Here is a 24,065-nt window from a genome sequence, read left to right on the forward strand (position 1 = left end):
TTGCACTCCTCAATCGGCTACGTTTCGCCCGTCGACTATGAAAACGAGTACCGTCAGCAATGCTCGATCGCCACCTCCGACCGCGAAGTGGCTTGAACCAGGTCTCCATCAGATCCAGGGCAGTTCAACCTGGCGGCGACGCTGCCTGGCCCCGCGTCGTTCGACGAGCCGGCATGACCGCGCAGGTTCCAGCAAGCGCGCACGTTGCAACCCGCGCGACTACCGCAACCTGCGCGGGCAGAAGCGAGCGCACACCGATCGCACATCGCGAACCTCGACCGCGCACCTTCCAGCCACCGCGCACGTTGCAACCCGCGCAACTGCTGCAACCTGCGCGGGCAGAAGCGAGCACACACCCATCGCAAATCGCGAACCTCGACCGCGCACCTTCCAGCCAGCGCGCACGTTGCAACCCGCGCAACTGCGGCAACCTGCGCGGCAAGAAGCGAGCCGGCATGACCGCGCACTTTCCAGCAAGCGCGCACGTTGCAACCCGCGCAGCTGCTGCAACCTGCGCGGCAAGAAGCGAGCGCACAGCGATCGGACGCCCCGAACGCCGCCCGCGCACCTTCCAGCAAGCGCGCACGTTGCAACCCGCGCAACTGCTGCAACCTGCGCGGGCAGAAGCGAGCCGGCATGACCGCGCACCTTCCAGCAAGCGCGCACGTTGCAACCCGCGCAACTGCTGCAACCTGCGCGGGCAGAAGCGTGCCACCATCACCGCGCACCTTCCAGCAAGCGCGCACGTTGCAACCGCGCAGCCGCTGCAACCTGCGCAGGCAGAAGCGAGCACACACCGATCGCACATCGCGAACCTCGACCGCGCACCTTCCAGCAAGCGCGCACGTTGCAACCCGCGCAGCTGCTGCAACCTGCGCGGACGAGGAAGCGGCGAACAGTCGACCCGACCCATCGACTAACCTGTACACGCCATATTCCAACAACGCCCATTTTCCCCGAAACTTAGGATGCGCTGCTCACATGGCCGACTTGCCGATCATTCCCGCTGACCTTCTGCCCGCCGACGGACGTTTCGGCTGCGGCCCGTCCAAGGTTCGGCCCGAGCAGCTGCAGTCCCTGGTCGACGTCGGCGCCTCCGTGTTCGGTACCAGCCACCGCCAGAAGCCCGTCAAGGACGTCGTCGCACGGGTGCGCGCAGGTCTGCGCGATCTGTTCTCGCTGCCCGACGGCTACGAGGTCGTCCTCGGCAACGGCGGTACGACGGCGTTCTGGGACGCGGCCGCGTTCGGCTTGATCCGTGAGAAGTCGCTGCACCTGACCAACGGCGAGTTCAGCTCGAAGTTCGCGTCGGTCGCCAAGAACAACCCGTTCATCGGCGATCCGATCGTCGTCAAGGCCGATCCGGGCAGCGCCCCCGAGCCGACGTCGGACCCGTCCGTCGACCTCATCGGCTGGGCACACAACGAGACGTCGACCGGTGTTGCCATCCCCGTCAGCCGTCCTTCCGGTTCGGAGAACGCACTCATCGCGATCGACGCGACGTCCGGTGCGGGCGGTCTGCCGGTGAACGTCGCCGACTCCGACGTCTACTACTTCGCCCCGCAGAAGTGCTTCGCCGCCGACGGTGGCCTGTGGATCGCACTGATGAGCCCGGCTGCGCTCGAGCGCGTCAGCGAGATCCAGTCGTCGGGCCGCTGGACTCCGGACTTCCTGTCGCTGCCGATCGCGATCGACAACAGCAGCAAGGACCAGACGTACAACACCCCCGCGCTCGCGACGCTGCTGCTGTTCGCAGACCAGATCGAGTGGTTGAACGGCAACGGCGGCCTCGACTGGGCCACGGGTCGCACGGCCGACTCGTCGTCGCGCCTCTACACGTGGGCCGAGCAGAGCGAGTTCGCGACGCCGTTCGTCGAGAACCCCGCACATCGCAGCCAGGTCGTCGGCACCATCGACTTCGACGAGAAGATCGACGCGGCTCAGGTCGCGAAGATCCTGCGTGCGAACGGCGTCGTCGACACCGAGCCGTACCGCAAGCTCGGACGGAACCAGTTGCGCGTCGGCATGTTCCCGGCCATCGAACCGGACGACGTCACGGCACTCACCAAGAGCATCGACTACGTCGTATCCACACTGAGCTAGCAGCACGCTCACAGGCGGGCGCTTTCTTCGAGAGCTAAAATAGTTGGCAGTCGCAACTATCTCGGAGGGAGCGCCCGTGCGTGTTCTGGCATCCCTTCTTCGACTGAAGGTCACCCTCGGGTACTTCGCGCTGGCCCTGACCGCCACCGCGCTCCTCTCCCATCTCCGCCCACACACCCAGTGGCATGTCCTGTTCGAGGCCAGCACCAACCTCCACAATCTCGGCGACGGCCATGTCGGCACCCTCGTCGCGAGCGCCTTTCTCACCGACGGTGAGACCGACTGGCTGTGGCTCGGATCGGTCGCCGTCCTGTTCGCCGTCGCCGAGTGGCTGTCGGGTTCGACCCGGTTCCTGTCGACGTTCGTCGCCGGACACGTCGGTGCGACGGCACTCGTCGCGCTCGGCCTGTTCGTCGGAATCCGCGCGGACTGGCTCGCCGATTCTCTGGCGGTGGCCGTCGACGTCGGCGTCAGCTACGCCGCGGCCGCAGTCGCCGGCTCGATGATTCGCTACCTGGGCGGACCGTGGCGGACGACATGGGCGTGCGGGTGGGTGTCGCTCGTCGCCGCGTCGGTGGTGACGGACCCGTCGTTCACCGCGTTCGGACACGCTGCGGCACTGTCGATCGGACTGGCTCTGGGCGCCTTCTACCTGCGACGCGATGGAAAACCGTTGATCGACAATCGGTCTCGCACCGTCATGGCCGAACCCGTGCAGCCGTCGGCATCGATGACTAGTCTGTGTCACCGGAGAACCTACGCGTGTCGGACATCCGACCGAGATCACGAGTGGATTACAGTCGAGAGCGGACGATATCGCGAGTCGGCGCGATGAGGAGGTCAAGGTGCGAGATCTACGCGTGGTCGGTCTCGAACCCGATGGGCAGTACGTGATCTGTTCGGATCCCAAAACCGGCGACAAATTCCGGCTTCCGGCCGACGACAAGCTCCGCGCTGCCTCACGCGGTGACATCGCTCGACTAGGACAGATTGAGATCGAAATGGACAGTTTGCTCAGGCCCAAGGAGATCCAGGCTCGAATTCGCGCGGGTGCCAGCGTCGAACAGGTTGCAAGTGATTCCGGGATGGCACTGAGCCGGGTCGAGATCTTCGCCCATCCCGTCTTGCTCGAGCGTTCCCAGGCCGCCGCGATGGCGCAGGAGGGGCACCCGATGCGCCCCGACGGTCCCGCCGTCCAGACGCTGTCCGAGGTTGTCACGCAAGCCTTTCGCGCACGTGGCCACAGCCTCGACGACGCCACATGGGACGCATGGCGCGACGACGACAACAAGTGGGTCGCCCAACTGAAGTGGCAGGCAGGCCGCACCACCAACAAGGCCCACTGGCACTTCATGCCCGACGGCCACGGCGGCACCATCACCGCGCTCGACGATGCGGCGTCGGAACTGATCGATCCCGACTTCGGACGTCAGCTGCGTGGTCTCGCTCCGGTCCGCGCCTTGGAGCCCGCACCCGCCGAGGACGCCCAGCAGTCGTTCGACGAGTACTACGGAACGACGTCGGACAGCGAACTCGAAGCAGCCGAGCACCAGCCGGAGTCGAGCACTCCGGAACCGAAGCACGAAGCATCCGCACCGAAGAAGGACAAGAAGGGCAAGCCCGCGATGCCGTCGTGGGAGGATGTCCTGCTAGGTGTCCGCTCCAGCGGCCACAGCTGATACACGAGCACAGCTGACATCGGGGAGGGTGCAGGCAGTGGGGGCCAAGGCATCGACCATCTGGTACGTCGACACGCCGGATCCGATTTCGGTTCTGCGCCAGACCACTTCGTCCCATCACGACGCGGCGACGGCGCTCGTCGGCAGCCTGTTCGCCGACAAGGTCGCCGTGCCGACACAGCAGGCGCCCATCTCCAAGTCGGCGTCGGTGGGGGTCGACGAGGTCGCCGTCGGCAGCTATCCCGGCGTGACGGTCGTGTGCAGCACCCGCATCGCCGACGCGTCTCCTGCATCGCTGTCCGAGCACTGGTCGCGTCCGCTCGCGTCGGAGAAGACCTATCTGATCGCGACCGACCCGGAGACGGCGTGGGGCGCGTTCGCCTACTGGGAGCGCGGATCGCTGCGACGCTCGTTCAGCGCGACACCGATCTACATCTACGAGGACATCGGTCTGCCGCTGGTGTGGGAACGCCCGTTCTGGGCAGGCGAGCACCCGCTCGTCTATCCGCCGGGCGTCATGCCGGATCCGCAGTCGCTGCCGTTCCATCCGCAGGAATTCGCCGAGGCCGCCAATGCGCACTGGCTCGGCTTCCGCTACACCGGCGCACCCCGCGGGGAGGAGTTCGACCCGAACTCCCTACCGGTGAGCGGATTCTCGCTGTACACCCCCGGTGAAGAGCCGACCGCTGCACCTCCCCCGGCGCCCGCGTCGGAACGGTCGTTCAAGCGCTGGTGGCGACGGAAATCCCCAGCGCCACGAAGCTGACCACGGCGCCCACGACTGCACCGTGGACGAGCCACCGCACGGTCGGCTTGTGCCTCCACCGCAGGATCGTCGGAGCGGCGCCGCCGACCACGACGACGTTGATTCCGAGCGCGAGCGCACTGTTGATGGCGGCGAGTTCGAGCCCGAACGCCGTGAGCGCGGTTCCGACGAGTACCGCGGCGAATGCCGCCACGGGTATGCCGGTGTAGAGGATGCTGTTGTTCCTCACCGGCCTCATTGCAGGCGTACTCGCTCGTACAACGCCATGGCCGCCGCGGTGGCCACGTTGAGCGAATCGGTGCCCGGTGCCATCGGAATGCGTGCGCGAACATCGCTGGCGCGCATGGCATGTTCGGTGAGACCGGGGCCTTCGGCTCCGAGCATCAGCGCCACCTTCTCCCCCGTCATCGCTTCCGCGAGCGAGATCGCCGACGGGTTCGGCGTCAGCGAGATGGTCTGAAAACCGGCCTCCCGCAATATCTTCAGGCCACGCGGCCAGTCGGGCACACGCGCGAACGGAACGCGCAGAACGTGACCCATCGACACCCGCACCGCGCGTCGGTACAGCGGATCGGCACACGCGGCACCGAACAACACGGCGTCGGCACCGAGTCCCGCCGCGTTGCGAAACATCGAACCGAGATTCTCGTGGTCGTTGACGCCTTCGAGGACGACGACCGTGCGCGCACCCTTCAGTACGTCGGCGAGGTCGAGCTCGGGCGGCCGATGAGCCGCGGCGAGCACTCCGCGATTGAGATGGAACCCGACCGCGTCTGCCATCACGTCGGCGGTCGTGCGATAGAACGGCACGTCGACATCGTCGAGACGCGACCCGAGTTCGGTCAGGCGACGATCGACACCGAGCAGACTGATCGGCGCGAACCTCGACGACAGCAGCCGCTCGGCCACGAGCACACCCTCGGCGATGACCAGTCCCTTTCCGTCGGGCAGATCCGGGCGACGGTCGGAGGAGTTGAGATCGCGGAAGTCGTCGAGACGGGGATCGGCTGAGTCATCGATGTCGATTACGTGTACCACGTGTCCATCTTGGCATCGTGTGAAAAGCTCGACTGTGATGAGTACCGATGACGCGATAACGATCAGAACCGCTACCGACGACGACTGGGGTGCCGTAGCTCTCCTCGACGCGCACGCGTTCGGTGAGCACCAGAACTCCGAGGACCTCGCCGAAACCCAGATCCTGACGAGTTCCGAACACGTCGTGATGGCCTGGCACGGTGAAACTCCCGTCGGCGTCGCGATGCACTTCCCGATGTCGGTGACGGTGCCGGGCGGCGCTCAGGTCGAGGCATCCGGTGTGTCGTGGGTGTCGGTCGCGCCGACGCATCGCAGGCGCGGGATTCTGCGTCGCATGTTCACGAAGCAGCACCGCAAGCTGCAGGACGCGGGTGCGCCACTGTCGCTGCTGACCGCCAGCGAAGCCACGATCTACGGCCGCTTCGGCTACGGACCCGTCACCGAGGAACATCGCGTCGTGATCGACCGACGGTTCGCACAGTTCCACTCGGGCGTGCGTCCGGTGACCGGGGTGCGGCTCGTCGAGTCCGCGGAGGCGTCGAACCTTCTTCCCGAGATCTACCACCGTTGGCAGCGTCGTACCGCGGGCGCACAGCCGAAGCCGCCGATCCGGTGGGAGCGCTTCTTCGCCGACCGCGAGAACCGCAGGCAGGGTCTGACGGAACTGTTCTTCATCGTTCACCCGGACGGCTACGCCGCGTACCGGCGCAGCGAGAGCGAGAGCAAGATCGTCGTCCAGGAGTTCATCGCCGTCACCGACGCCGCGTACGCCGAACTGTGGCAGGTGCTCGCAGGCGTCGATCTCGTCGACTCCATCGAGGTCAACCAGGCCCCCGACGAGGCACTGCCCTTCCTGCTGACGAGCAATCGTCTCCCGAAGGTCACCGACCATCACGACGCGTTGTGGTGCCGCATCATGGACGTCAAGGCTGCGCTCGAGGCCCGAACGTACGGCGTCGACGCGCAGTTCGTCATCGAGGTCGACGACCCGTTCCTCGACGCGGGCGGAACGTTCGACGTCACGATCACGGCAGGGCAGGCGTCCGTCACCCGCACCGAAGCCGCACCCGACGTCACGATGAAGATCGACGTGCTCAGCTCGATGTACTTCGGGCAGCACCGGGCGACGCGGTTCGCGGCGGCCGAGCGGTTGACGAGTCGCGACGCCGACGCGCTGCACACGGTCGATCTCGCGTTCTCCACCGACCGTGCTCCAGTCATGGGGTGGGCGTTCTAGCCCGGCCGCGCTCGACTCCCTGACATTTGTCATGACCGACCCGTGACGGTGTCAGTCCGACCGGTGATGCCGTGCACTGTCGCGGCATCTCGGATCCGGAGATGCTTCTAGGCATGAAGCAACCGGATGAAGGAAACCTGTTCACGGACCTGATGGAATTCGGTCCGGCTCCGACGATGGCCCGCGAGGTCGTCGTCGTCGTGATCTCGATCGCGCTCTTCGGTGTGGTGTTCGCACTCGTCGGGCCGACCGTGCTCCTGTTCGTCGCCGCCGCGGTCGCCGCAGTGTTCCTCGGCGTCCGCTTCGCGATCGGACTTCGCGGCTGGAGCAGGTCATGAGCATGATCGAGGTGGCGAACATGACGCGCCGCTACGGCAGCGGCAAGAGCGCGTTCGAAGCGGTCAGCGGTCTCGACCTGTCGGTGACCGAAGGTGAGCTGTTCGGCCTGCTCGGCACCAACGGCGCCGGCAAGACATCGACTCTCGAAGTGATACAGGGACTTTCGCGACCGAGCGAGGGAACCGTCTCGATCATGGGCCTCGACCCCATCCGCGATCGCCGCGATGTGCGCCCGAATCTCGGCATCATGCTGCAGAAGGGCGGGTTGCCGTCGGACCTCACGGCGCTCGAGAGCCTGACGATGTGGGCCGGAACCTGCAGCGACCCGCTGCCGCCCCGCGAGGTACTGGAACGCGTCGACCTCGCCGATCGCGCCGACACACGCGTGAAGTTCCTGTCCGGCGGTGAGCAACGACGCCTCGACCTCGCCTGCGCCATCATCGGACAACCTCGCGTGCTCTTCCTCGACGAGCCGACGACGGGCCTCGATCCCGAAAGTCGGCGCAACACATGGGCATTGATCGAAGACCTCAAGCGATCCGGCGTCACGATCATGTTGACGACCCACTACCTCGACGAGGCCGAGGGCCTGTGCGATCGGCTCGCGATCATGCACAAGGGACGCGTCGTGCGCGCCGGGACCGTCGCCGAGGTCGTGGCGGACCATCCCGCCAGCATTCGGCTCGAACTGCCCGATGCGCCTCTGCCCGAACTGGTGTCGTCGACCGTCGACGTGGAGGACGGCAAGGTCGTCATCAGGACGAACGAACTACAGGACACCCTCACCGAATTGATGCTGTGGGCACAGCGATCGGGCGTACGCATCCACGGCCTCGACGCCAGGGCCGCATCGCTCGAGACCGTGTTCCTGTCCATTGCAGACGAATTCGACCGACCGCAGGAGATCGCGGCATGAACACCTTGACAACACTGTCCCGCAGCGAATTCACCCTGCTGCTCCGCAACCGCGTGCTGCTGTTCAACGCGATGGTCATGCCGTTGCTGTTCCCCATCGTCGTTCTGGTCATCGGCCGCGACGACGGACTGCCCGGCACCGTCGTGTCCGGAGCACTGGAAGTGTTCGCACTGTTCCTGCTCGTGTTCCTGGTGTACTACAACCTCCTGTCCGCGTACGCGACGCGTCGAGACGAGTTGGTGCTCAAGCGACTTCGCACCGGCGAAGCGACGGACAACCAAATTCTTCTCGGCCCGGCCGTTCCCTCGTTCGCGCTGACGGTGATTCTGACGATCGCACTGACGGCGATCATCGCCTGGCTCGGCGGTGGGCTTCCCGTCAATCCGGTCCTGTTCGTCGCCGGACTCGGCGGTGGCGCAGCGATGTTCGCGGCCCTGGCCCTGATCACGTCGTCGTTCACGCGTAATGCCGAAGCCGCGCAGATCACCAGCCTTCCCGTCATCCTGGTCGCGATGGCAGGCACGTCGTTCCTGCGAAACATCGTCCCCGAATCCCTCGACAGAATCATCGATCTGACACCGATGGCTGCCGTGCTGGATCTGGTGAACCTCGGCTGGCTCGGCACGACGGATCCCGAATCCGCGCCTCTGACGGCCGCCCAGACGTTTTCGCCCGCGGTGATGCCGCTGGTCGTCGTCGCCGCGTGGATCGTCGGTTCGGTCGTCGTCGCCAAGACGCACTTCCGCTGGGAACCGCGGGCCTGATTCTGGCAAGGTGAAACACATGGAACTGCGCCGTTACCTCGATCCGCGCACGACGTGGAAGGACACGACCGAGGTCGACAAGGTCCGGCTCTACACACGTCAGTCCTTCATCAGCATCATCGTCGCGCTGCTCGTCGCCGCGGTGACCGATACCGTGTCCCGCGGCGAATGGGCCACCGCCGTCGCGATGGCCGTCAGCGCGACCACGGCCGTCATCGCGATACGACGGATGCCCAGGCTGGGCGGAACTGCTCGAGGTGACATCCGATGGCCGGTCGCACTGTGCGTCGCCGGGAGTGTCACCGCCGGTATCACGAGCAGCGCTCCGGCCCTGTGGATCTGGGCGCTGCTGATCACCTCGATTCCGATCAGCGCGATGATGACGTTGCGCGTCGCCGCGCTGACGGCGGTCGTCGTCGGAGCAGGAACCATCGCCACGCGCTTCGGGGTGCTCGGCGGTGTGATCGCGTGTTTCGTCGTACTCGCGATGGCGGCCAGCACGCACCTGTCGATCTGGTTGCTGCGCATCGTCAGCGAGCTCGACGCGTCGCGTCACGCGGCATCGGCCCTGTCCGTCGCCGAGGAACGCCTGCGGTTCTCGCGCGATCTGCACGACGTCGTCGGCCGGGCTCTGTCGGCCATCGCGGTCAAGAGCGAACTCGCGGCAACACTGTCGCGTCGGGGAGACGACCGGGCCGCCTCGCAGATGGACGAGGTGCGCGATCTCGCACACCAATCCATGACCGAGGCAAGGCAACTCGCTCGGGGCTATCGCCAGATCGACCTCGTCGCCGAGATCGACGGCGCGCGTTCGCTGCTGAACGCTGCAGGCATCGAGACCGACACCGTCGGCAACGCCGACACCCTCGACCCGGCCTACACCGAGGCGGCCGCGTGGGTCGTACGGGAGGGCGCGACCAACGTTCTCCGGCACTCCGACGCCACCCGCTGTCGAATCGGTTTGAGCCAGAACGGAGTCACGATGACCAACGATCGACCACACGCCGTACGGTCGTCGGACGGGACCGGGCTCGCCGGTCTGCGCGAACGCCTGGCCGCCGTCGACGGCACTCTCGACGTCGCCTGCACCGCAGACGAATTCACACTGTTCGCGGCATTCCCGGCTACGGTGGCCTCATGATCCGCGTACTGCTCGCCGACGACGAGAACCTCATCCGCAGCGCGTTGGCGACGATGATGGCGCTCGAGGACGACATCGAGATCGTCGCTCAGACCGAGTCCGGCGAAGAAGCCGTCGAGGCCGCGACGAAGCATTCGCCCGACGTCGCGGTCCTCGATCTGCAGATGGGCGGCATCGACGGTATCGAAGCGGCCGGACAGATCGCTGCGGCACTGCCGTCGTGCGCGGCAATCATCGTCACCAGTCACGGCCGTCCCGGATATCTGAAGAAGGCGCTGGCCGCAGGTGTGCGTGGCTTCCTGCCGAAAACGACGTCGGCCTCCACGTTGGCCGAGGTCGTGCGTACCGTGCACGGCGGCGGTCGGTACGTCGATCCGACACTGGCGGCCGAGGCGATCGGCGCCGGCGACTCGCCGTTGACGCCGAGGGAAGCCGACGTGCTCGAATACGCGGCCGACGGTGCGTCGATCGCCGAGATCGCCGAACGTGCACACCTCACGCAGGGTACGACGCGAAACTATCTGTCGGCCGCGGCTGCGAAACTCGGTGCAGCGAACCGTCACGAAGCGTGCGCGATCGCCCGACGCTACGGCTGGATCTGAGGCAGCGCTCCTGCTCGGACGGGACGGCGACAGACCTGCATGACGGGTAGACGCAGTCGGTCGGTCCCGCGCACGAACCGGACACGCAGATTGCCCAGACGCATCAGGTACATCCCGGCCACGACGCCCGTCGCGAGCGAGACGACGCCTCCGAACAACAGCGGTGCGCGCGGGTCGAGCACGTCGGCCAACCACCCGAGGACCGGACTGCCGAGCGGCGTCCCACCGAGAAAGCAGAGCATGTAGATGCCCATGACGCGTCCTCGCATCTCCGACGGCACCGACATCTGCAGAATGTTCATGGCCGACGTCGTGAACGTCAGCGTCAGCGCACCCGTCGGAACGAGCAGTATCGCGACGAGGACGTAGTTCGGCATCAGCCCGACGAGTGTCTCGAACACCCCGAAACCGATGACCGCGCCGAGGAACAGCCGGAGTCTCGGTGCGCTGGTGCGTCGGGCCGCCAACGTCGCTCCCGCGAGGGTTCCGATGGCCAGCGTCGTCGACAGAAGCCCGTACGCGTCGGCGCCGCTGCCGAACGAATTACGCGCCAGCACGGCCAGACTCAGCGGAAAGTTCAGCCCGAAGGTCGACACCATGAACACCGTCGCGAGCAACACACGCAGATCGGGTCGTCCCCACACGTACGCGAAGCCTTCGCGGACCTGACCTTTCGCGCGCGGAGCCGGCTCGACGCGGAACAGATCCCCCGCACGCATCGCCAGTAGGGCGCCGAACACGCCCACGAACGACACCGCGTTGATCAGAAAGACCCATCCCGTGCCGATCAGGGTGATCAGGACCCCGGAGATCGCAGGGCCGACGATGCGCGCCGAGTTGAACGTCATCGAGTTCAACGCGATCGCGTTGGAGAGCGTCTCCTTGCCCACCATCTCGATCGTGAAGGACTGTCGCACAGGCGCATCGATCGCCGACGAGCATCCCAGCACGAACGCGATGAGGTAGACGTGCCAGAGCGCGACGACGCCCCCGACGTCGAGCACACCCAGCACCAAGCCGCAGATCGCGGCGAAGGCCTGCGTGATCATCAGCAGCGTGCGCTTGTCGTACCGGTCTGCGAGAACTCCGCCCCACACCGACAGCAGCAGAGTCGGCCCGAACTGCAGGGCCATGACGATTCCGACGGCGAAGCCGTTTCCTCCGGAGAGGGTCAGTACGAGCCAATCCTGCGCCACTCGCTGCATCCAGGTACCGACGAGGGAGACGATCTGCCCGGACGCCCACAAGCGGTAGTTGCGTGTTCGCAGCGCTGCGAACATCGACGGGGCAGTAGGCACTCTTTACATACTAACCCTAGGTAACGATCTACTCCGAGTCGCTCACCAAGGCGCCGATGATGGTGACGGCGTCGCGCAGCACCGCCAGCTGCGGCTCGTCCAGTCCCTCCAACTGAGCCGTCATCCATGCTTCGCGTGCGCTGGCCTCGTCGGCGATCAGTTCCTTGCCCGCCGCGGAGAGCGAGACGATCACCTGACGGCCGTCGGTGGGGTGCGGAGTGCGCACGACCAGTCCGAGTTCGGCCAGCGACGCGATGACCCGCGTCATCGAGGGCGGCTGGACCTTCTCGCGCGTGGCGAGTGCACCTGGCGTCATGTCCCCTTCGCGGCTCAAGGTTGCAAGAGCCGACAGCTGAGTCAACGACACCTGCGAATCGACTCGGCGCCCCCTGAGATGGCGAGTCAATCGCACGACGGCAAGCGACAGATCACTTGCCAGTTCACGGTTGTCCTTCACGCTGTATCCCGACGTCACAGCGGAGAGATTACGCCTAGAGCCGCGTTCGGGCTCACGTAACCGCGTCAGTGATGGGTCCGACGACGAAATATGCAACGAAGAGCGCTGCCACGACCCAGAGCAAGGGATGAACCGACTTCGCCTTCCGAGCGGCTACGGCGAGTATGACCCAGGTGATGAAACCGACGCCGATTCCATTTGCGATGGAAAACGTGAACGGCATGACGACGATGGTCAGGAACGCCGGAAGGGCCACCTCGAACTTGGTGAAATCGATGTCGCGGACCTGCCCGATCATCAGCGCGCCGACGACCACGAGGGCAGGTGCGGCAGCCTCGATCGGCACGATCGCGGTGAGCGGCGTCAGGAACATCGCGGCGAGGAACAGCACGCCGGTGACGACGTTGGCAAGGCCCGTCCTCGCACCTTCGGCGATGCCCGACGCCGATTCGACGAACACCGTGTTCGACGACGCCGATGCCGCACCGCCGGCGATCGCGCCGGTTCCCTCGACGACGAGTGCCTTTCCGATACCCGGCAGGTTGCCCTTGTCGTCGACGAGGTTGCCCTCCTTGCCGAGACCCGTCATCGTGCCCATCGCGTCGAAGAAGTTGGCCAGCACGAGGGTGAACACCAGAAGGCTGGCGGCCAGAACGCCGATGCGGGTGAAGGCGCCGAACAGGTCGACGTCACCGACCAACGACAGGTCCGGAATCTGGAAGAGGGTGTCCGGCAGGATCGGCACGCTCAGGTTCCACCCCTTGGGGTCGACGCCCTGGGACGGTCCGACATCGGTGAGAGCCTCGATGACGGCCGCGACGCCGGTCGTGACGACGATGCCGATCAGCAATCCGCCGCGCACCTTTCGGACGACGAGGATGCCCATCAGCAGGACACCGAAGACGAACACGGCCGTCGGCCACGACGCGATGGAACCGTCGATACCGAGACCGACCGGAACCGTCGTGCCCGCGGCGTCGGGAATGCGGCGAACGAAGCCGGAGTCGACGAGACCGATGAACGCGATGAACGCGCCGATACCGGCGGCGATGGCAGCTTTCAGCTCCGACGGGATCGCGTTGAACACCGCGGTACGGAATCCGGTCACGGCGAGCAGCACGATGATGATGCCGTCGATGACCACGAGGCCCATTGCCTCGGGCCACGTCACCTGCGGCGCGATCGTGACGGCGAGCAGCGTGTTGATGCCGAGGCCCGCGGCGATGCCGAACGGATAATTGGCGACGATGCCGAACAGAATGCTCATGAAGCCGGCCACGAGCGCGGTCACCGCGGCGACCTGTGACACCGGGAGGATGTTGCCGAGAACGTCGGTCTTGGCCGCGGCGTCGTCGGGCGAGAAGCTACCGAGGATGAGCGGGTTCAGGACGACGATGTAGGCCATCGCGACGAACGTGACGAGACCGCCACGTACTTCGGCGCCGACCGTGGACCCTCGTTCGGTGATCTTGAAGTAGTTGTCCAGCAGCCGGGACGAGAAAGCCATGGGAGTAACCTACCTTCATGGACAGGCAGAGTGCGGACAGGGAAAGTGTGCTCAGCCCGCGCCTGACGGATCCGGCGCCGGTACTCGCTGTCGGAATAATGGCATGGATCGTCGCCGCGGTCGTAGTCGCGGTCAGCGGCGACCGATGGGCGGACGCGCTGACGACCTGTCTGACCGGAATCGTCCTGGGCGCTGTCGGATTCACACTCTTCGTGGTCCAGCGTGCCGCGGCACGACGCGGGAGCAAGACCGCTCAACGCGGATTGACCTGAGAGCGCCGTCACGTAATCGCCGTCATAAAACAGCCTTTGACGTGCGGAAATTCACCGCCGAACGCGGTTGTGTAACACAGATTTAACGCGGATCATCGGTGATGTCAGATTCGAAACAGTACCGATTCCCGAAAGCAAGGCCATGAAGCTCGTTTCCCAGTTCCGTACCCGTCGCAATCACGTCCGTTCGCTTCGCGCTCTGTACGCCCGCGCACACGCCGTCTCCAGCCCGTCCATGCGCGACGAGCTGCTCGTCATCGCACAGCGGAGCGACTTCGCGCGGTAATCGCCACCGCCGCAAGACCCCACAGCACACCGAACACCCAGCCCGCCAGTACATCCGTCGTCCAATGGGCGCCGAGGTAGATCCGCGAGAAGCCGATCGCCAGGGATGCGACGGCGGGTAACACCAGCACCACCGGATTCCGACGCCACGACACGGTCGACCGCCACATCAGTGCGGTGACCGTCGTGGCCAGGATCGCCGACATCATCGCGTGCCCCGACGGGAACGAATAGGTGGAGATCTCCACCAGACGTTCGGGTATCGGGGGCCGGTCACGTCCCCACAGCAGCTTGCCGAGGCTCATCGCGCCCCAGCCGGTCAGCATCGCGCCACCGACCATGATCGCGTCGGGCACTCGCTTGGACGCCAGCAGCGCGACACAGACGACAACCGACAGCACGAACATCGACACCGTGTTGCCCAGCGTCGTGATCGCCCAGAAAACGTCCGTCAGCCACGGCACCCGGTGCGCCACCATCCACTGCAGCACGTCACTGTCCACGTGGTCTCCCCCAGCTCTCGTCACAGTGCACGATGCCGTCGTCGGTCACCCACGACGCGACCCGGCGCATCCCTTCGACTGCGCCGGTCACGCGCACGGTCAACTCTCGGTGCACGACGACCTGTCCCGACGGCAGCTCCGATCCCAGCGCCGCGCAGGCAAGTACCGCGTCCGGCTCGCGATCCCACGAACTGACGCGTCCGACGCCGACGACGTCCGCGCGAATCGATTCCGACGCAGTGCGCACGTCCAGGATCGACGCCAACGTCGCCGCCGATTCCATCGAGGACAGCACCGCGACGTCCGACGTCACGACGCCGACGAACCACGGCCGGTCGACGACCACCGCGTCGGCGGGGTCGATCACGGCCCCGGACATCGCACGCACACGGGGAGGAAGATCGAGATCGTCGAGATCGACGACTCCCGACGACACCGCCTTGGCGACGAGTCGGTGCGCACGCGCGACGACGGCCGGCGTCGGAGTACGCGCCGGATCGGCGAGCCGGTCCAGAATCAGGGACGCGAACTCCGCGCTGTCGCAGACCGCGGGCGCCAGCGCCGACGCCACGTCGTCGGCGTGCGGATGGTCGAGCGGATCCAGCAGGCCGGCGAATGTCAGATCCGACGGGGCACGGTAGTGGCCGAGCCGATGGCCGTCGATCACAGCGTGCCGACGCAGCCACCACGCGGTGTACCCGCCACGATCGGCGAGCAGGTCGCGTGTGGTCCGCTCCTCGACCAGCTGCGACAGAGCGTCGGGCCAGCGTTCGTCGTCGACGAGGTCGAGGTCGCGGACGGCGATCAGCACATCGGGGTCTTCCCGCAACGACGCCCACCAGGCGCCCTCGTCGGCGAGATCGTGATCCGGTCCGGTCGGCAGGTCCTCGGTGACGACGCCGAAACCCCATCCGACGCCGACCGCCCGCAACGCGTCGGCGCCGAACCTGTCGACCACGGACGTGGCGACGACACCGAACGGCGAGTCGCTCGACAGCAATCGCACCAGCGGCGCGTCCGGGAGCAGTAGTTCGTCGGCGGCGCGCAGTTCACCGTCCGTGTCCTCGATCGGAAGCGAACCGAGCCACGACGGCAAATCCCGCTGCCCGTCGGCCAGCGACAGCACGGTGGCGATGAGTTCGTCGACGGCATCGTCGTCGTCCCAGTCCAGATCGTCGAGCACGACCTGCAGCGCCGGATCGGACAACAACTCCGCGGGCGACGCCTCGGTCGCGCCGAGCCGGGTCAACAGCGGTGCGGCGGCGTCCGGGTGGACGAGCCGAGCCCAGTGCACTCCCCCGACCCCTCGTGCTCCCACCGCGAGAACCGTAGTACGCGGGCCCGTGACGGTGCGGCCGTCGGACAGCGGAACCGGCAGCGCCGCAAGCTCTTCCGGAGCGACACCGTCGGTGACGAGCGGGGCCAACGCGTCGTACAGGCGGTGCCACCAGAGGGGTTCGTGCGACGTCCCGGACAGCATGTCGGCGAGCCTGGCCAACCCGATTCGATGGACGTCGACGGCCGCGAGGGCGGGGCCGTGCCGCGGGCCGGACACCGACGGGGCCGCGAGATCCGGCATCACCGGCCCGAGCACCTCGGCCAGTTCGTCGGTCAGTCCCGGCAACACGACGGCCCGCGACGGAATCAGATCCTTGCCGTCGACGCCGGGAAGCCAAGGGGTCGAGGCACATTCACGCACGATCCGCTCGCGCAGCACTCCGTCGACCTCACTGCGCGCGAAACCCGGCCTCGGCACGAACGACGGCCGTGAAGCAGCAGGAAGCGCGGCGAGCATGCGGCCGTAGCCGTCTGCGATCCCTTCGACGGGAGTGCCGGGCAGCGTGCGTCTGCGGTCCGGTTGCATCGCGACGTCGGCAATCACGATGGCGGGCAACGACAATTCCTCGTCGGACCGCGTCGGAGCGCGCAGAACGTCGGCGTCGACAGGCACCGGGACGCCGTCGCTCATGGGCACCACCCAGCGCGCGTGGTCGGTGCGAAACTGCCACCAGGTTCGGTCGCCGATGGTCAGGTGCGCCGCACCGTTTCCGATATCCGTTGTGCGGCAGTCGAAGTGCGTGTCGTCGATGTCGATCGTCGTCAACGAGTCGAGTTCGAGGAGCAGGTCGACGGCCTCGGCCCGGAACGCGTCGAACATCGGTGCGGCATCGTGACGTAGCTTCAGAACGATCTCGGACGCAAACCCTTCCGCCGGCGCTTCGTTCGTCGGCCACGCCAATCGGAGCACCGGGATACCCGCGTCCGGGGCCGTCAGACCCGCGTCGATCAGAACCTGCCCGGTCCGTTCGGCACTGAACACGATTCCGCCTGCCGCGGAACGGAATTCGATCTCGGACGCCACGGTACGCACGGCAGTGAAGCCGACTCCGAACCGTCCGACCCCCGACGTCTTCGCCGACGCACGCAGCGCCGTCAACGCATGCACACCCTCGATGTCGAGAGGGGCACCCGTATTGGCCACGTGCAACGCGTCGCCGACGCACCACACCTTCACATGCCCGGGAACCCCCGCTCGGTCCGCCGCGTCGGCAGCGTTCTGCGCCAGCTCGGTCAGCAGACGATCGCGATATCCCGCGCGAACCAGATCCGCCTCGGTCGCCGCATCCTCTCGCAGCCGGGTCGGCGACGACGTCCACGCCGAGACGACCCCGGCCCGCAGAGCTTCGGTGTCGAAAGGATCGTTCAGGTGGTCGATTGCGGATCCTGGATCGGCTGCTCGTCCTGCGACGCCTCCGCCGCTTCCGTCTCCTGCGGCGCTTCCGTCTCCTGCGCCGGTTCCGGTTCCTGCACCGGTTGCGGTTCCTGAGGTGTCACGTCGAGCACGGCGTCGTCGTACGGCTCGAACTGCGGCGAGCCTGCGCCGGTGCGCAACTCGGTGTCCGAGTGCGCGCCGCATCCGTACTCGGCGTGGACGACGCGTCCGTCGGCGGCGAACTCGTTGCCGCACACACCGAACGCGGCGGAGAGCGACCCGGCGATCGGAAGGTAGAAGCCGCACAGACCGCACGTCGACGGTGCGGCCTTCGCCATCTCGCTGCCCGGACCGAATTCGCCGTCGTGCCACCGCTCCGCCGCGTCGAGACGTCCTTCACGGCTCGGCACCTGCGTCCGTCCGAGGCCGAGCTCGTATGCGACGTCGTCGACCTGCGGGTCACCCGTCGCGACGTACCCGGGAACGAGCCGCGGATCCTGCACGCGAGGGGGAAGGAGATCGCCGGGACCGAGATCGCCGGGGCGAATGCGCTCGTCCCACGGCAGCCACTCGGGCGCGACGAGAGCATCGGGGCCCGGCAGCAGAACGAGCTCGCTGATGGTCGCGGTGTCCGCGCCCTCGGGTGCCGCGACGACGACGGCCCACTGCCAACCGCGGTAGCCGGGCAGGTCGCTCACGAAGCGATGGGTGGCAGAACTCTCGTCCTCGGCCGTCACGCCGAGATACTCACCGATACCGCCTTCGCCCAGGTCGACGACCGCCTGCCGCGCCAGATCCACGGCGTCGGCCAACACGGGGCGAACCGGTTCACGCTGGGTTGTCCGATCGCGCACGGCTTCGTCGCGGTCCGAATGGTCGAGTTCTGGAGACGATACGAAACTCACGTCGTTCATTTTGCCGCATCACGTCGAATGCGCCCAGTTCGGGCCTGCCATGATGGGCGGATGACCGTCCCCTTCCGGGCCGTGCCGGGTCTGCTCGCCGCGGCGGTTCTGCTGATCGGGTGCTCCGGAGCCACGGACGAGCCGGACGCCACCGCCGCGACGTCGACCGTGACGGTCGTCCAGACGCGGGAGCACGATCGAACGGCGTTCACCCAGGGTCTCGAGGTGTCCGGCGACGAACTGTACGAGGGCACCGGCCGCAACGGGTCGTCGTACGTACGGGTTTCGTCCCTCGAGACGGGCGAGGAACTGCGACGCGTCGACCTGTCGTCGAACTATTTCGGCGAGGGGCTCACCGTCGCCGGAGACTCCCTCTGGCAGATCACGTGGCGCGACGGCGTCGCGTTCGAGCGCGATCCCGTCACGCTGCAGGAGCGTCGGCAGGTGGTCTACGACGGCGAGGGCTGGGGCCTGTGCGACGACGGTGACCGACTGATCATGAGCGACGGCTCGTCGACACTCACGTTCCGCGATCCCGCGTCGTTCGACGAGACGGGGTCGGTCCAGGTGACAGTGAACGGCGAGCAGCTGAGCAACCTGAACGAACTCGAATGCTCCGACGACGGTTCCGTCTATGCCAATCTCTGGCAGAGCGACGACATCGCCCGGATCGACCCCGACTCCGGGCGCGTCACCGAGATGATCGACGCGTCGCCGCTCTGGAATTCGATGACCTCCGACGAGCGTGCGGGTGCCGACGTGCTCAACGGAATCGCGCAGATTCCCGGCACCGACAGGTTTCTCGTCACGGGGAAGCTCTGGCCGACGATGTTCGAGGTGCAGTTCACACCCCAGCCGTGAGTCGGTGTCTTCGCCGCGTCGATTTTTAGGACAGAATTGATCCCGTGACCGATCCCCGCCACTCCGATACCCCTCCGGGTGAGGATCACCCGGGATTCGACAACTACCGACCTGCGCCGCGTCAGGCCAGCAGGCGCACTCCGCTGCCTCCACTGCATCCCCCGGCGCCTCCTCCCGGTAAGGGGTCGGGCCCGAAACCGCCGCCGATGCCGCGCAAGCTGACGGTCACCCGCGTCGCCGCGATGCGTAGTCGCGAGCTGACGGGCAAGGGCATCGGCGCGTTCCAGCGAGCCGCCAAGGCCGACGGCGCCGACAAGTCCGGTCTGACGGCTCTGACGTACGCGACGATGGCGAACTTCGCGTCCGACGCGGCACTGGCCGTCGCGCTCGCGAACACGTTGTTCTTCTCGGCCGCGACGGGCGAGGACAAGACGAAGGTCGCGCTGTATCTGCTCATCACGATCGCGCCGTTCGCCGTCATCGCCCCGCTCATCGGCCCGATGCTCGACCGACTTCAACACGGCCGACGCATCGCGCTGGCCACGTCGTTCGTGCTGCGCGCGACGCTGGCGGTGGTCCTGGTGTTCAACTTCGACAGTTGGGTGCTGTACCCGGCGGCGCTCGGCATGCTCGTACTCAGCAAATCGTTCGCGGTGCTCAAGAGTGCCGTGACCCCGAGGGTGCTACCACCGGAGATCGACCTCGTCCGCGTCAACTCGCGGCTCACCGTGTTCGGTCTGATCGGCGGCACGATCGTCGCAGGCGGTGTCGCGGCCGTGGTCGCGTGGCTCGCCGGGTCGTCGGGCGCGCTGTGGTTCGTCGCCGCCATCACGATCTTCGGCGCGTACCTGAGCATGCGGATCCCGTCGTGGGTCGAGGTCACCGAGGGCGAGGTCCCCGCGACACTCAGCTACCACGGCGACGACGCCGTCACCGAGGTCATCCGACGCGAGAAGCAGACGGCCGCTGCCCCGAAGAACCGTCGTCAGCCGTTGGGCAAAGCCGTCATCGTCGGATTGTGGGGCAACGGCACGATTCGAATCCTGACCGGGTTCCTCACGCTGTACGTCGCGTTCGTCGCCAAATCGCAGACCGAACACGAACCGATCAAGCAGGCCGCGATGCTCGGACTCGTCGGCGCGGGCGCAGCGATCGGAAACTTCGCCGGCAACGCCGCGGGCGCGCGCATCAAGCTCGGCAGGCCCGCGATCGTCGTCCTGCGCTGCGCCGCCGCCGTGACGGCGTTCGCGATCATCGCAGCCATCACCGACAGTCTGCTGACCGCTGCGCTGGCGGCTCTCGTCGCCTCCTGCGCCAGCGCCCTCGCGAAGGTCTCCCTCGACGCGTCGCTGCAATCCGATCTGCCGCCCGAATCCATCGCATCCGGATTCGGGCGTTCGGAGACCGTTCTGCAGCTCTGCTGGGTTCTCGGCGGAACGTTGGGCGTGCTGCTGCCGACCGAATACTGGCTGGGTTTCACCGTCGTCTCGGTATTACTTACGATCGGACTCGCGCAGACCTTCCTCACCTACCGAGGAAAGTCGCTGCTGCCCGGGCTCGGCGGAAACCGTCCCGAGCACGCCGAGCAGACCTTTCCCGACGCCGCCACCCGACAGAACGTGAGCTAAGTGAACCTCGCACCGAAAACCAAGAAGATCCTGGCAATCGGGGCGGCCGTTGCCGTCGTCGTGCTCGTCGCCTTCGTCGGGGTGTTGGCGCTCCTCGTCCGGGACGCACCCTCCGGGCGACCGAGCATCACAGCTTTCGCCGACGGCCGGACCATCGACGTCCAGCCCTACCTGTACTGCCCCGTAGACCAGCCTTTGTGCGGCAGTGACGGCGAGAGCGTCACTCTGCCGGTACGCGAGGGACGTCCGCTCCAGCTGTCGCTACCGAGCGAGATCGCGTCGGCGCCGTGGATTCTCGCCGCCGTGTACTCCGACGAGTCGGGAAGCGACGCCGTCGAAACCGACACCCTGTACCTCCCCGACTCGACCTCGGCGGTGACGGTCCCGCCGGTCGACGACCAGGGTCGTGCGCTGCTGGGCGTCGAGGTCCGACTGCCGTCCGGCGTCATCGACACCGACACCCAGCAGGAAGAGATCGTCAGTCACGCGATCTGGTCGATCGCCACGGCCTGAGCGGAGATCGTTTCTTGCTCAGCTGTCCAGTTCCCGGGCCACCGCGCGCACGACCTCGGAGATCTTCTGCGCGGTCTTGCGGTCCGGGTACTTACCCTTGCGCAGCTCCGGCTGAATGGTTGCCTCGAGCAACGTGATCATGTCCTCGACCATGCCGTGCAACTGGTCCGGAGTGTGTTTGCGCTCCACTGGCTCACGCCGGTTCGCGCTGTTCTGCCGCACCGACGGGGCAGGTTCGAGCACCTTCAGACTGAGCGCCTGAGGACCGCGTCGACCGGCAGCCATGCCGAACTCGACCTTCTGGCCTGCCTTGAGGCCCTCGACGCCGGGAGGAAGCGCAGACGAACGAACGTAGACGTCCTCTCCCTCTTCCTGCGAGAGAAAGCCGAAACCCTTGTCGACGTCGTACCACTTCACCTTGCCGGTCGGCACTGCGCTCACCCGTCCATTCGCTCGAAGTACTTCCACACAACAGTCGCGCCCCACATACGAACGTAGGACGCGAATACTGCAGTCTACAGCGGAGGGCATCTGCGAGGCATCTGCGTTTTCGTTCGCAGCCCAGCCGCTAAGTTGGTGACGTGCCCGATTCGCGCCCCCACCGCAACACACTGCTCCGCGTCGCACTGACGATCTTCGCCGTCGGCCTGCTGGCGATCGTGGCCATCTTTCTCGTTCCCGCGATCACGAACGAGGAACCGCCACTGTGGCTTTATCTGACTGCAATGCTCGCGTCGCCCCTCGGCTTCGTTCTGGCGCTAGTGTTTGCGCTGATGTCCGGTAGACGTGCGAGGTAGAGGGGCCGACAAGTGCGAGTGATCCTGAACGTCATCTGGCTGATCTTCGGCGGACTCTGGCTGGCACTCGGCTATTTCGCTGCGGGCATCGTCTGCTGCATTCTCATCATCACCATCCCGTTCGGCATCGCGTCGTTCCGCGTGGGCGTCTACGCGCTGTGGCCGTTCGGCAAGACCGTCGTCGAGAAACCGACCGCCGGAGTCGCGTCGTTGATCGGCAACGTGATCTGGGTGATCGTCGCCGGCATCTGGCTCTCGATCGGTCACATCGTCACGGCGGTCGCGATGGCGATCACGATCATCGGCATCCCGCTCGCGATCGCGAACTTGAAGATGATCCCGATCTCCCTGATGCCACTCGGCAAGGACATCGTCGACGCCTGATCACTTCAGCCCCTCCCGCCCCATTCCGGCTAGATGTGACTTCTGTCACATAACAGCGGCATAACGGAAGGGCAACGAGCGGGCGACGCCGACGCATCACCGCCGCTAGCTGGGAGTTCGCCGGCCCCGCATTCCGTTACCCGAACGACTGTGGCCGCGTCCCCCGAAATCGACAGTTACCAAATGGTGACACTCCGGCGGAACTTCAGTACGGTCATCAGCGGCTGAGAAACTTCGGCCGAATCCGTACCCGCAGCGCCCAACCTCGTCCCGCGGGAACGGAACCCTCGACGAACTACCCAGGGGACGAGGACGGGGGACCCACACGTCCTCTCGGATAACCGGAAAGCGTTGCTGGGCAACGATTTCCTTGGGGTGAAGCCCGACAGATCCTCCGGAACGGTCGGGCCGGGCTACCTCTCAGCCCGAACCCGACAGCTGACCTCGCAGGCGCCAGTGGAGAGGATTTCAATTCGTATGAGCGGACGTCATCGCAAGCCGACCACCACCGGCCGCACGGTTGCCAAGGTCGCCGTCACCGGCGCCATCATGGGCACCGCGGGTATCGCCTTCTCGGGCACCGCGAACGCGGCCCCCGACTCGGACTGGGATCGCCTCGCACAGTGCGAAGCAGGCGGTAACTGGGCCATCAACACCGGCAACGGTTTCCAGGGCGGCCTGCAGTTCTCTCCGAGCACCTGGACGTCGCACGGCGGCGGACAGTATGCAGCGTCGGCCAACCAGGCCACCCGTGAAGAGCAGATCGCCGTCGCCGAGAAGGTCCTCGCATCGCAGGGTTGGGGCGCATGGCCCTCCTGCTCGTCGAGCCTCGGACTGAGCAGCGCGCCCACCGAGCGCAGCGTTCCTGCCTCGCCGCAGTCCGCTCCCGAAGCCCCGAAGCTTCCGGACCTCACCAGCATCCCGACGGTCGACGGCACCGCCGAGGTCATCGACGGCATCACGACCGCCGTGCAGACCATCACCAACGATCCGCAGATCACGTCCTTCATCCAGGACGCGACCAAGGGCATCCAGCTCGACCCGCAGATCGTCGAGTTCTACCAGGCCAACAAGGCATTCCTGCCTCAGTAAGCGCCGCACGTACGCGAAAGGCCCCCGAGATTCTCGGGGGCCTTTCGCGTATCTGTTCTTCTAACGGTTGACGACGGTCACCGGGTGCGCGTACGGCAGCTGCTCCACCGGCAACGGGAACTCCGTCTCCTCGCCGAACGGGGACAGGCCTCCCGATCGGGAGGACGAGAGCTCGGTCACCGCGTGATCGCCACGAGCGGTTTCGGGCCAGCCTGGATCGACATAGGGCTTCTTCGACTTGTTCACCATGCGCCCATTTTGACAC

Annotated in this window: 28 protein-coding genes and 1 riboswitch; of the genes, 18 read left to right on the plus strand and 10 right to left on the minus strand. The window is 66.3% G+C overall.

Annotation, left to right across the window (positions count from 1 at the left end; all coding sequences use genetic code 11):
* Nucleotides 1-173: 173 nt before the first annotated feature.
* The 5 genes from HQ354_RS13870 to HQ354_RS13890 all read left to right on the plus strand — a co-directional run bounded on the left by HQ354_RS13870 (nt 174) and on the right by HQ354_RS13890 (nt 4,548).
* Nucleotides 174-920 carry a hypothetical protein gene (locus tag HQ354_RS13870; protein ID WP_222634953.1) on the plus strand — a complete coding sequence of 249 codons (747 nt, stop codon included), beginning with the start codon at nt 174-176 and terminating at the stop codon, nt 918-920.
* Nucleotides 921-981: 61 nt separating this feature from the next.
* Nucleotides 982-2,103, plus strand: coding sequence for a phosphoserine transaminase (gene serC, locus HQ354_RS13875; protein ID WP_222634954.1), 1,122 nt, complete (start codon nt 982-984; stop codon nt 2,101-2,103).
* Between the two features lie 76 nt (nt 2,104-2,179).
* Entirely contained in the window at nt 2,180-2,938 is a 759-nt protein-coding gene (locus HQ354_RS13880; RefSeq protein WP_308115193.1) for a rhomboid-like protein, read from the plus strand.
* 10 nt (nt 2,939-2,948) lie between these two features.
* Nucleotides 2,949-3,782, plus strand: a complete 834-nt coding sequence (sepH, locus tag HQ354_RS13885) for a septation protein SepH (protein WP_167676881.1) — start codon at nt 2,949-2,951, stop codon at nt 3,780-3,782.
* Nucleotides 3,783-3,819: 37 nt separating this feature from the next.
* Entirely contained in the window at nt 3,820-4,548 is a 729-nt protein-coding gene (locus HQ354_RS13890) for a hypothetical protein (RefSeq protein ID WP_222634955.1), read from the plus strand.
* Here HQ354_RS13890 and HQ354_RS13895 read toward each other — a convergent pair.
* Both HQ354_RS13895 and HQ354_RS13900 read right to left on the minus strand, forming a co-directional pair.
* Complete coding sequence (locus tag HQ354_RS13895) at nt 4,505-4,777, minus strand: DUF2537 domain-containing protein (protein ID WP_308115194.1); 273 nt, start codon at nt 4,775-4,777, stop codon at nt 4,505-4,507. The genes HQ354_RS13890 and HQ354_RS13895 overlap by 44 nt on opposite strands.
* A gap of 5 nt (nt 4,778-4,782) precedes the next feature.
* Complete coding sequence (locus HQ354_RS13900; protein WP_222634956.1) at nt 4,783-5,586, minus strand: RNA methyltransferase; 804 nt, start codon at nt 5,584-5,586, stop codon at nt 4,783-4,785.
* Nucleotides 5,587-5,623: 37 nt separating this feature from the next.
* Between HQ354_RS13900 and HQ354_RS13905 the strand changes: the two genes are divergently transcribed.
* The 6 genes from HQ354_RS13905 (at nt 5,624) to HQ354_RS13930 (ending at nt 10,585) form a co-directional block, all read left to right on the plus strand.
* Nucleotides 5,624-6,823, plus strand: coding sequence for a GNAT family N-acetyltransferase (locus tag HQ354_RS13905; RefSeq protein ID WP_068424734.1), 1,200 nt, complete (start codon nt 5,624-5,626; stop codon nt 6,821-6,823).
* A 113-nt stretch (nt 6,824-6,936) separates the two neighbouring features.
* On the plus strand, nt 6,937-7,161 hold the full coding sequence (locus tag HQ354_RS13910; RefSeq protein WP_084423746.1) for a hypothetical protein: 225 nt from the start codon (nt 6,937-6,939) through the stop codon (nt 7,159-7,161).
* The gene (locus HQ354_RS13915) at nt 7,158-8,078 is read left to right on the plus strand and encodes an ABC transporter ATP-binding protein (protein WP_167676889.1); all 921 of its coding nucleotides are present in this window, start codon (nt 7,158-7,160) and stop codon (nt 8,076-8,078) included. The genes HQ354_RS13910 and HQ354_RS13915 overlap by 4 nt, the downstream gene beginning before the upstream one ends.
* Complete coding sequence (locus tag HQ354_RS13920; protein ID WP_222634957.1) at nt 8,075-8,842, plus strand: ABC transporter permease; 768 nt, start codon at nt 8,075-8,077, stop codon at nt 8,840-8,842. Before HQ354_RS13915 ends, HQ354_RS13920 begins: the two co-directional genes overlap by 4 nt.
* Before the next feature lie 19 nt (nt 8,843-8,861).
* Entirely contained in the window at nt 8,862-9,983 is a 1,122-nt protein-coding gene (locus HQ354_RS13925) for a sensor histidine kinase (protein WP_222634958.1), read from the plus strand.
* Nucleotides 9,980-10,585, plus strand: a complete 606-nt coding sequence (locus HQ354_RS13930; protein ID WP_068424745.1) for a response regulator transcription factor — start codon at nt 9,980-9,982, stop codon at nt 10,583-10,585. Before HQ354_RS13925 ends, HQ354_RS13930 begins: the two co-directional genes overlap by 4 nt.
* Here the strand turns inward: HQ354_RS13930 and HQ354_RS13935 are convergent.
* From HQ354_RS13935 to HQ354_RS13945, 3 genes are read right to left on the minus strand one after another with little or no spacing between them, the layout of a single operon-like run.
* The gene (locus HQ354_RS13935) at nt 10,570-11,865 is read right to left on the minus strand and encodes an MFS transporter (protein WP_222635004.1); all 1,296 of its coding nucleotides are present in this window, start codon (nt 11,863-11,865) and stop codon (nt 10,570-10,572) included. The two genes, HQ354_RS13930 and HQ354_RS13935, sit on opposite strands and share 16 nt — an antisense overlap.
* A 46-nt stretch (nt 11,866-11,911) precedes the next feature.
* Complete coding sequence (locus tag HQ354_RS13940) at nt 11,912-12,340, minus strand: MarR family winged helix-turn-helix transcriptional regulator (protein WP_068426059.1); 429 nt, start codon at nt 12,338-12,340, stop codon at nt 11,912-11,914.
* A gap of 52 nt (nt 12,341-12,392) precedes the next feature.
* Nucleotides 12,393-13,847 (minus strand): NCS2 family permease, encoded by a 1,455-nt coding sequence (locus HQ354_RS13945; RefSeq protein WP_222634959.1) that lies wholly within the window; start codon nt 13,845-13,847, stop codon nt 12,393-12,395.
* A 17-nt stretch (nt 13,848-13,864) separates the two neighbouring features.
* Here HQ354_RS13945 and HQ354_RS13950 point away from each other — a divergent pair, with 17 nt between their 5' ends.
* On the plus strand, nt 13,865-14,119 hold the full coding sequence (locus HQ354_RS13950) for a DUF2530 domain-containing protein (RefSeq protein WP_222634960.1): 255 nt from the start codon (nt 13,865-13,867) through the stop codon (nt 14,117-14,119).
* A 254-nt stretch (nt 14,120-14,373) separates the two neighbouring features.
* On the opposite strand, the gene HQ354_RS13955 is transcribed toward HQ354_RS13950, so the two are convergent.
* Genes HQ354_RS13955 through HQ354_RS13965 form a run of 3 tightly spaced genes read right to left on the minus strand, consistent with a single transcriptional unit; the run spans nt 14,374 to nt 18,525 of the window.
* The gene (locus HQ354_RS13955; protein ID WP_222634961.1) at nt 14,374-14,907 is read right to left on the minus strand and encodes a phosphatase PAP2 family protein; all 534 of its coding nucleotides are present in this window, start codon (nt 14,905-14,907) and stop codon (nt 14,374-14,376) included.
* Nucleotides 14,897-17,614 carry an ATP-binding protein gene (locus tag HQ354_RS13960; protein WP_222635005.1) on the minus strand — a complete coding sequence of 906 codons (2,718 nt, stop codon included), beginning with the start codon at nt 17,612-17,614 and terminating at the stop codon, nt 14,897-14,899. Before HQ354_RS13960 ends, HQ354_RS13955 begins: the two co-directional genes overlap by 11 nt.
* Nucleotides 17,611-18,525 (minus strand): DUF3027 domain-containing protein, encoded by a 915-nt coding sequence (locus HQ354_RS13965; RefSeq protein ID WP_371828794.1) that lies wholly within the window; start codon nt 18,523-18,525, stop codon nt 17,611-17,613. Before HQ354_RS13965 ends, HQ354_RS13960 begins: the two co-directional genes overlap by 4 nt.
* 60 nt (nt 18,526-18,585) lie before the next feature.
* Here HQ354_RS13965 and HQ354_RS13970 point away from each other — a divergent pair, with 60 nt between their 5' ends.
* The 3 genes from HQ354_RS13970 to HQ354_RS13980 are packed head-to-tail and all read left to right on the plus strand — an operon-like array spanning nt 18,586 to nt 21,527.
* Nucleotides 18,586-19,386, plus strand: a complete 801-nt coding sequence (locus tag HQ354_RS13970) for a glutaminyl-peptide cyclotransferase (protein ID WP_068424755.1) — start codon at nt 18,586-18,588, stop codon at nt 19,384-19,386.
* 44 nt (nt 19,387-19,430) lie between these two features.
* Nucleotides 19,431-21,014: an MFS transporter gene (locus HQ354_RS13975; RefSeq protein ID WP_222634962.1), complete on the plus strand. Its 1,584-nt coding sequence runs from the start codon at nt 19,431-19,433 to the stop codon at nt 21,012-21,014.
* Nucleotides 21,015-21,527 (plus strand): DUF2771 domain-containing protein, encoded by a 513-nt coding sequence (locus HQ354_RS13980; protein ID WP_068424758.1) that lies wholly within the window; start codon nt 21,015-21,017, stop codon nt 21,525-21,527.
* Between the two features lie 18 nt (nt 21,528-21,545).
* Here the strand turns inward: HQ354_RS13980 and HQ354_RS13985 are convergent, their stop codons facing one another.
* Complete coding sequence (locus HQ354_RS13985) at nt 21,546-21,959, minus strand: cold-shock protein (protein ID WP_068424760.1); 414 nt, start codon at nt 21,957-21,959, stop codon at nt 21,546-21,548.
* A 149-nt stretch (nt 21,960-22,108) separates the two neighbouring features.
* Between HQ354_RS13985 and HQ354_RS13990 the strand changes: the two genes are divergently transcribed.
* The 3 genes from HQ354_RS13990 (at nt 22,109) to HQ354_RS14000 (ending at nt 23,800) form a co-directional block, all read left to right on the plus strand.
* On the plus strand, nt 22,109-22,324 hold the full coding sequence (locus HQ354_RS13990; RefSeq protein ID WP_068424763.1) for a hypothetical protein: 216 nt from the start codon (nt 22,109-22,111) through the stop codon (nt 22,322-22,324).
* Between the two features lie 12 nt (nt 22,325-22,336).
* Nucleotides 22,337-22,708, plus strand: a complete 372-nt coding sequence (locus tag HQ354_RS13995; RefSeq protein WP_068424766.1) for a YccF domain-containing protein — start codon at nt 22,337-22,339, stop codon at nt 22,706-22,708.
* A gap of 278 nt (nt 22,709-22,986) precedes the next feature.
* Nucleotides 22,987-23,177: riboswitch (cyclic di-AMP (ydaO/yuaA leader) on the plus strand.
* Between the two features lie 8 nt (nt 23,178-23,185).
* Nucleotides 23,186-23,800, plus strand: coding sequence for a transglycosylase family protein (locus HQ354_RS14000; RefSeq protein ID WP_068424769.1), 615 nt, complete (start codon nt 23,186-23,188; stop codon nt 23,798-23,800).
* Nucleotides 23,801-23,860: 60 nt separating this feature from the next.
* Here HQ354_RS14000 and HQ354_RS14005 read toward each other — a convergent pair whose 3' ends face one another.
* On the minus strand, nt 23,861-24,049 hold the full coding sequence (locus HQ354_RS14005; protein WP_068424772.1) for a hypothetical protein: 189 nt from the start codon (nt 24,047-24,049) through the stop codon (nt 23,861-23,863).
* Between the last annotated feature and the right edge of the window lie 16 nt (nt 24,050-24,065).

Origin of the sequence: Rhodococcus sp. BP-261, assembly GCF_019835205.1 — a bacterium.
GTDB classification, from domain to species: Bacteria; Actinomycetota; Actinomycetes; order Mycobacteriales; family Mycobacteriaceae; genus Rhodococcoides; species Rhodococcoides kyotonensis_B.

What these genes read in the sequence shown, in the direction of transcription:
- HQ354_RS13870 (WP_222634953.1), top strand. Translation starts at nt 174, where the DNA reads ATGACCGCGCAGGTTCCAGCAAGCGCGCACGTTGCAACCCGCGCGACT.
- serC (WP_222634954.1), top strand. Translation starts at nt 982, where the DNA reads ATGGCCGACTTGCCGATCATTCCCGCTGACCTTCTGCCCGCCGACGGA.
- HQ354_RS13905 (WP_068424734.1), top strand. Translation starts at nt 5,624, where the DNA reads ATGAGTACCGATGACGCGATAACGATCAGAACCGCTACCGACGACGAC.
- HQ354_RS13910 (WP_084423746.1), top strand. Translation starts at nt 6,937, where the DNA reads ATGAAGCAACCGGATGAAGGAAACCTGTTCACGGACCTGATGGAATTC.
- HQ354_RS13915 (WP_167676889.1), top strand. Translation starts at nt 7,158, where the DNA reads ATGAGCATGATCGAGGTGGCGAACATGACGCGCCGCTACGGCAGCGGC.
- HQ354_RS13920 (WP_222634957.1), top strand. Translation starts at nt 8,075, where the DNA reads ATGAACACCTTGACAACACTGTCCCGCAGCGAATTCACCCTGCTGCTC.
- HQ354_RS13925 (WP_222634958.1), top strand. Translation starts at nt 8,862, where the DNA reads ATGGAACTGCGCCGTTACCTCGATCCGCGCACGACGTGGAAGGACACG.
- HQ354_RS13930 (WP_068424745.1), top strand. Translation starts at nt 9,980, where the DNA reads ATGATCCGCGTACTGCTCGCCGACGACGAGAACCTCATCCGCAGCGCG.
- HQ354_RS13935 (WP_222635004.1), bottom strand. Translation starts at nt 11,865, where the DNA reads ATGTTCGCAGCGCTGCGAACACGCAACTACCGCTTGTGGGCGTCCGGG.
- HQ354_RS13945 (WP_222634959.1), bottom strand. Translation starts at nt 13,847, where the DNA reads ATGGCTTTCTCGTCCCGGCTGCTGGACAACTACTTCAAGATCACCGAA.
- HQ354_RS13950 (WP_222634960.1), top strand. Translation starts at nt 13,865, where the DNA reads ATGGACAGGCAGAGTGCGGACAGGGAAAGTGTGCTCAGCCCGCGCCTG.
- HQ354_RS13970 (WP_068424755.1), top strand. Translation starts at nt 18,586, where the DNA reads ATGACCGTCCCCTTCCGGGCCGTGCCGGGTCTGCTCGCCGCGGCGGTT.
- HQ354_RS14000 (WP_068424769.1), top strand. Translation starts at nt 23,186, where the DNA reads ATGAGCGGACGTCATCGCAAGCCGACCACCACCGGCCGCACGGTTGCC.
- HQ354_RS14005 (WP_068424772.1), bottom strand. Translation starts at nt 24,049, where the DNA reads ATGGTGAACAAGTCGAAGAAGCCCTATGTCGATCCAGGCTGGCCCGAA.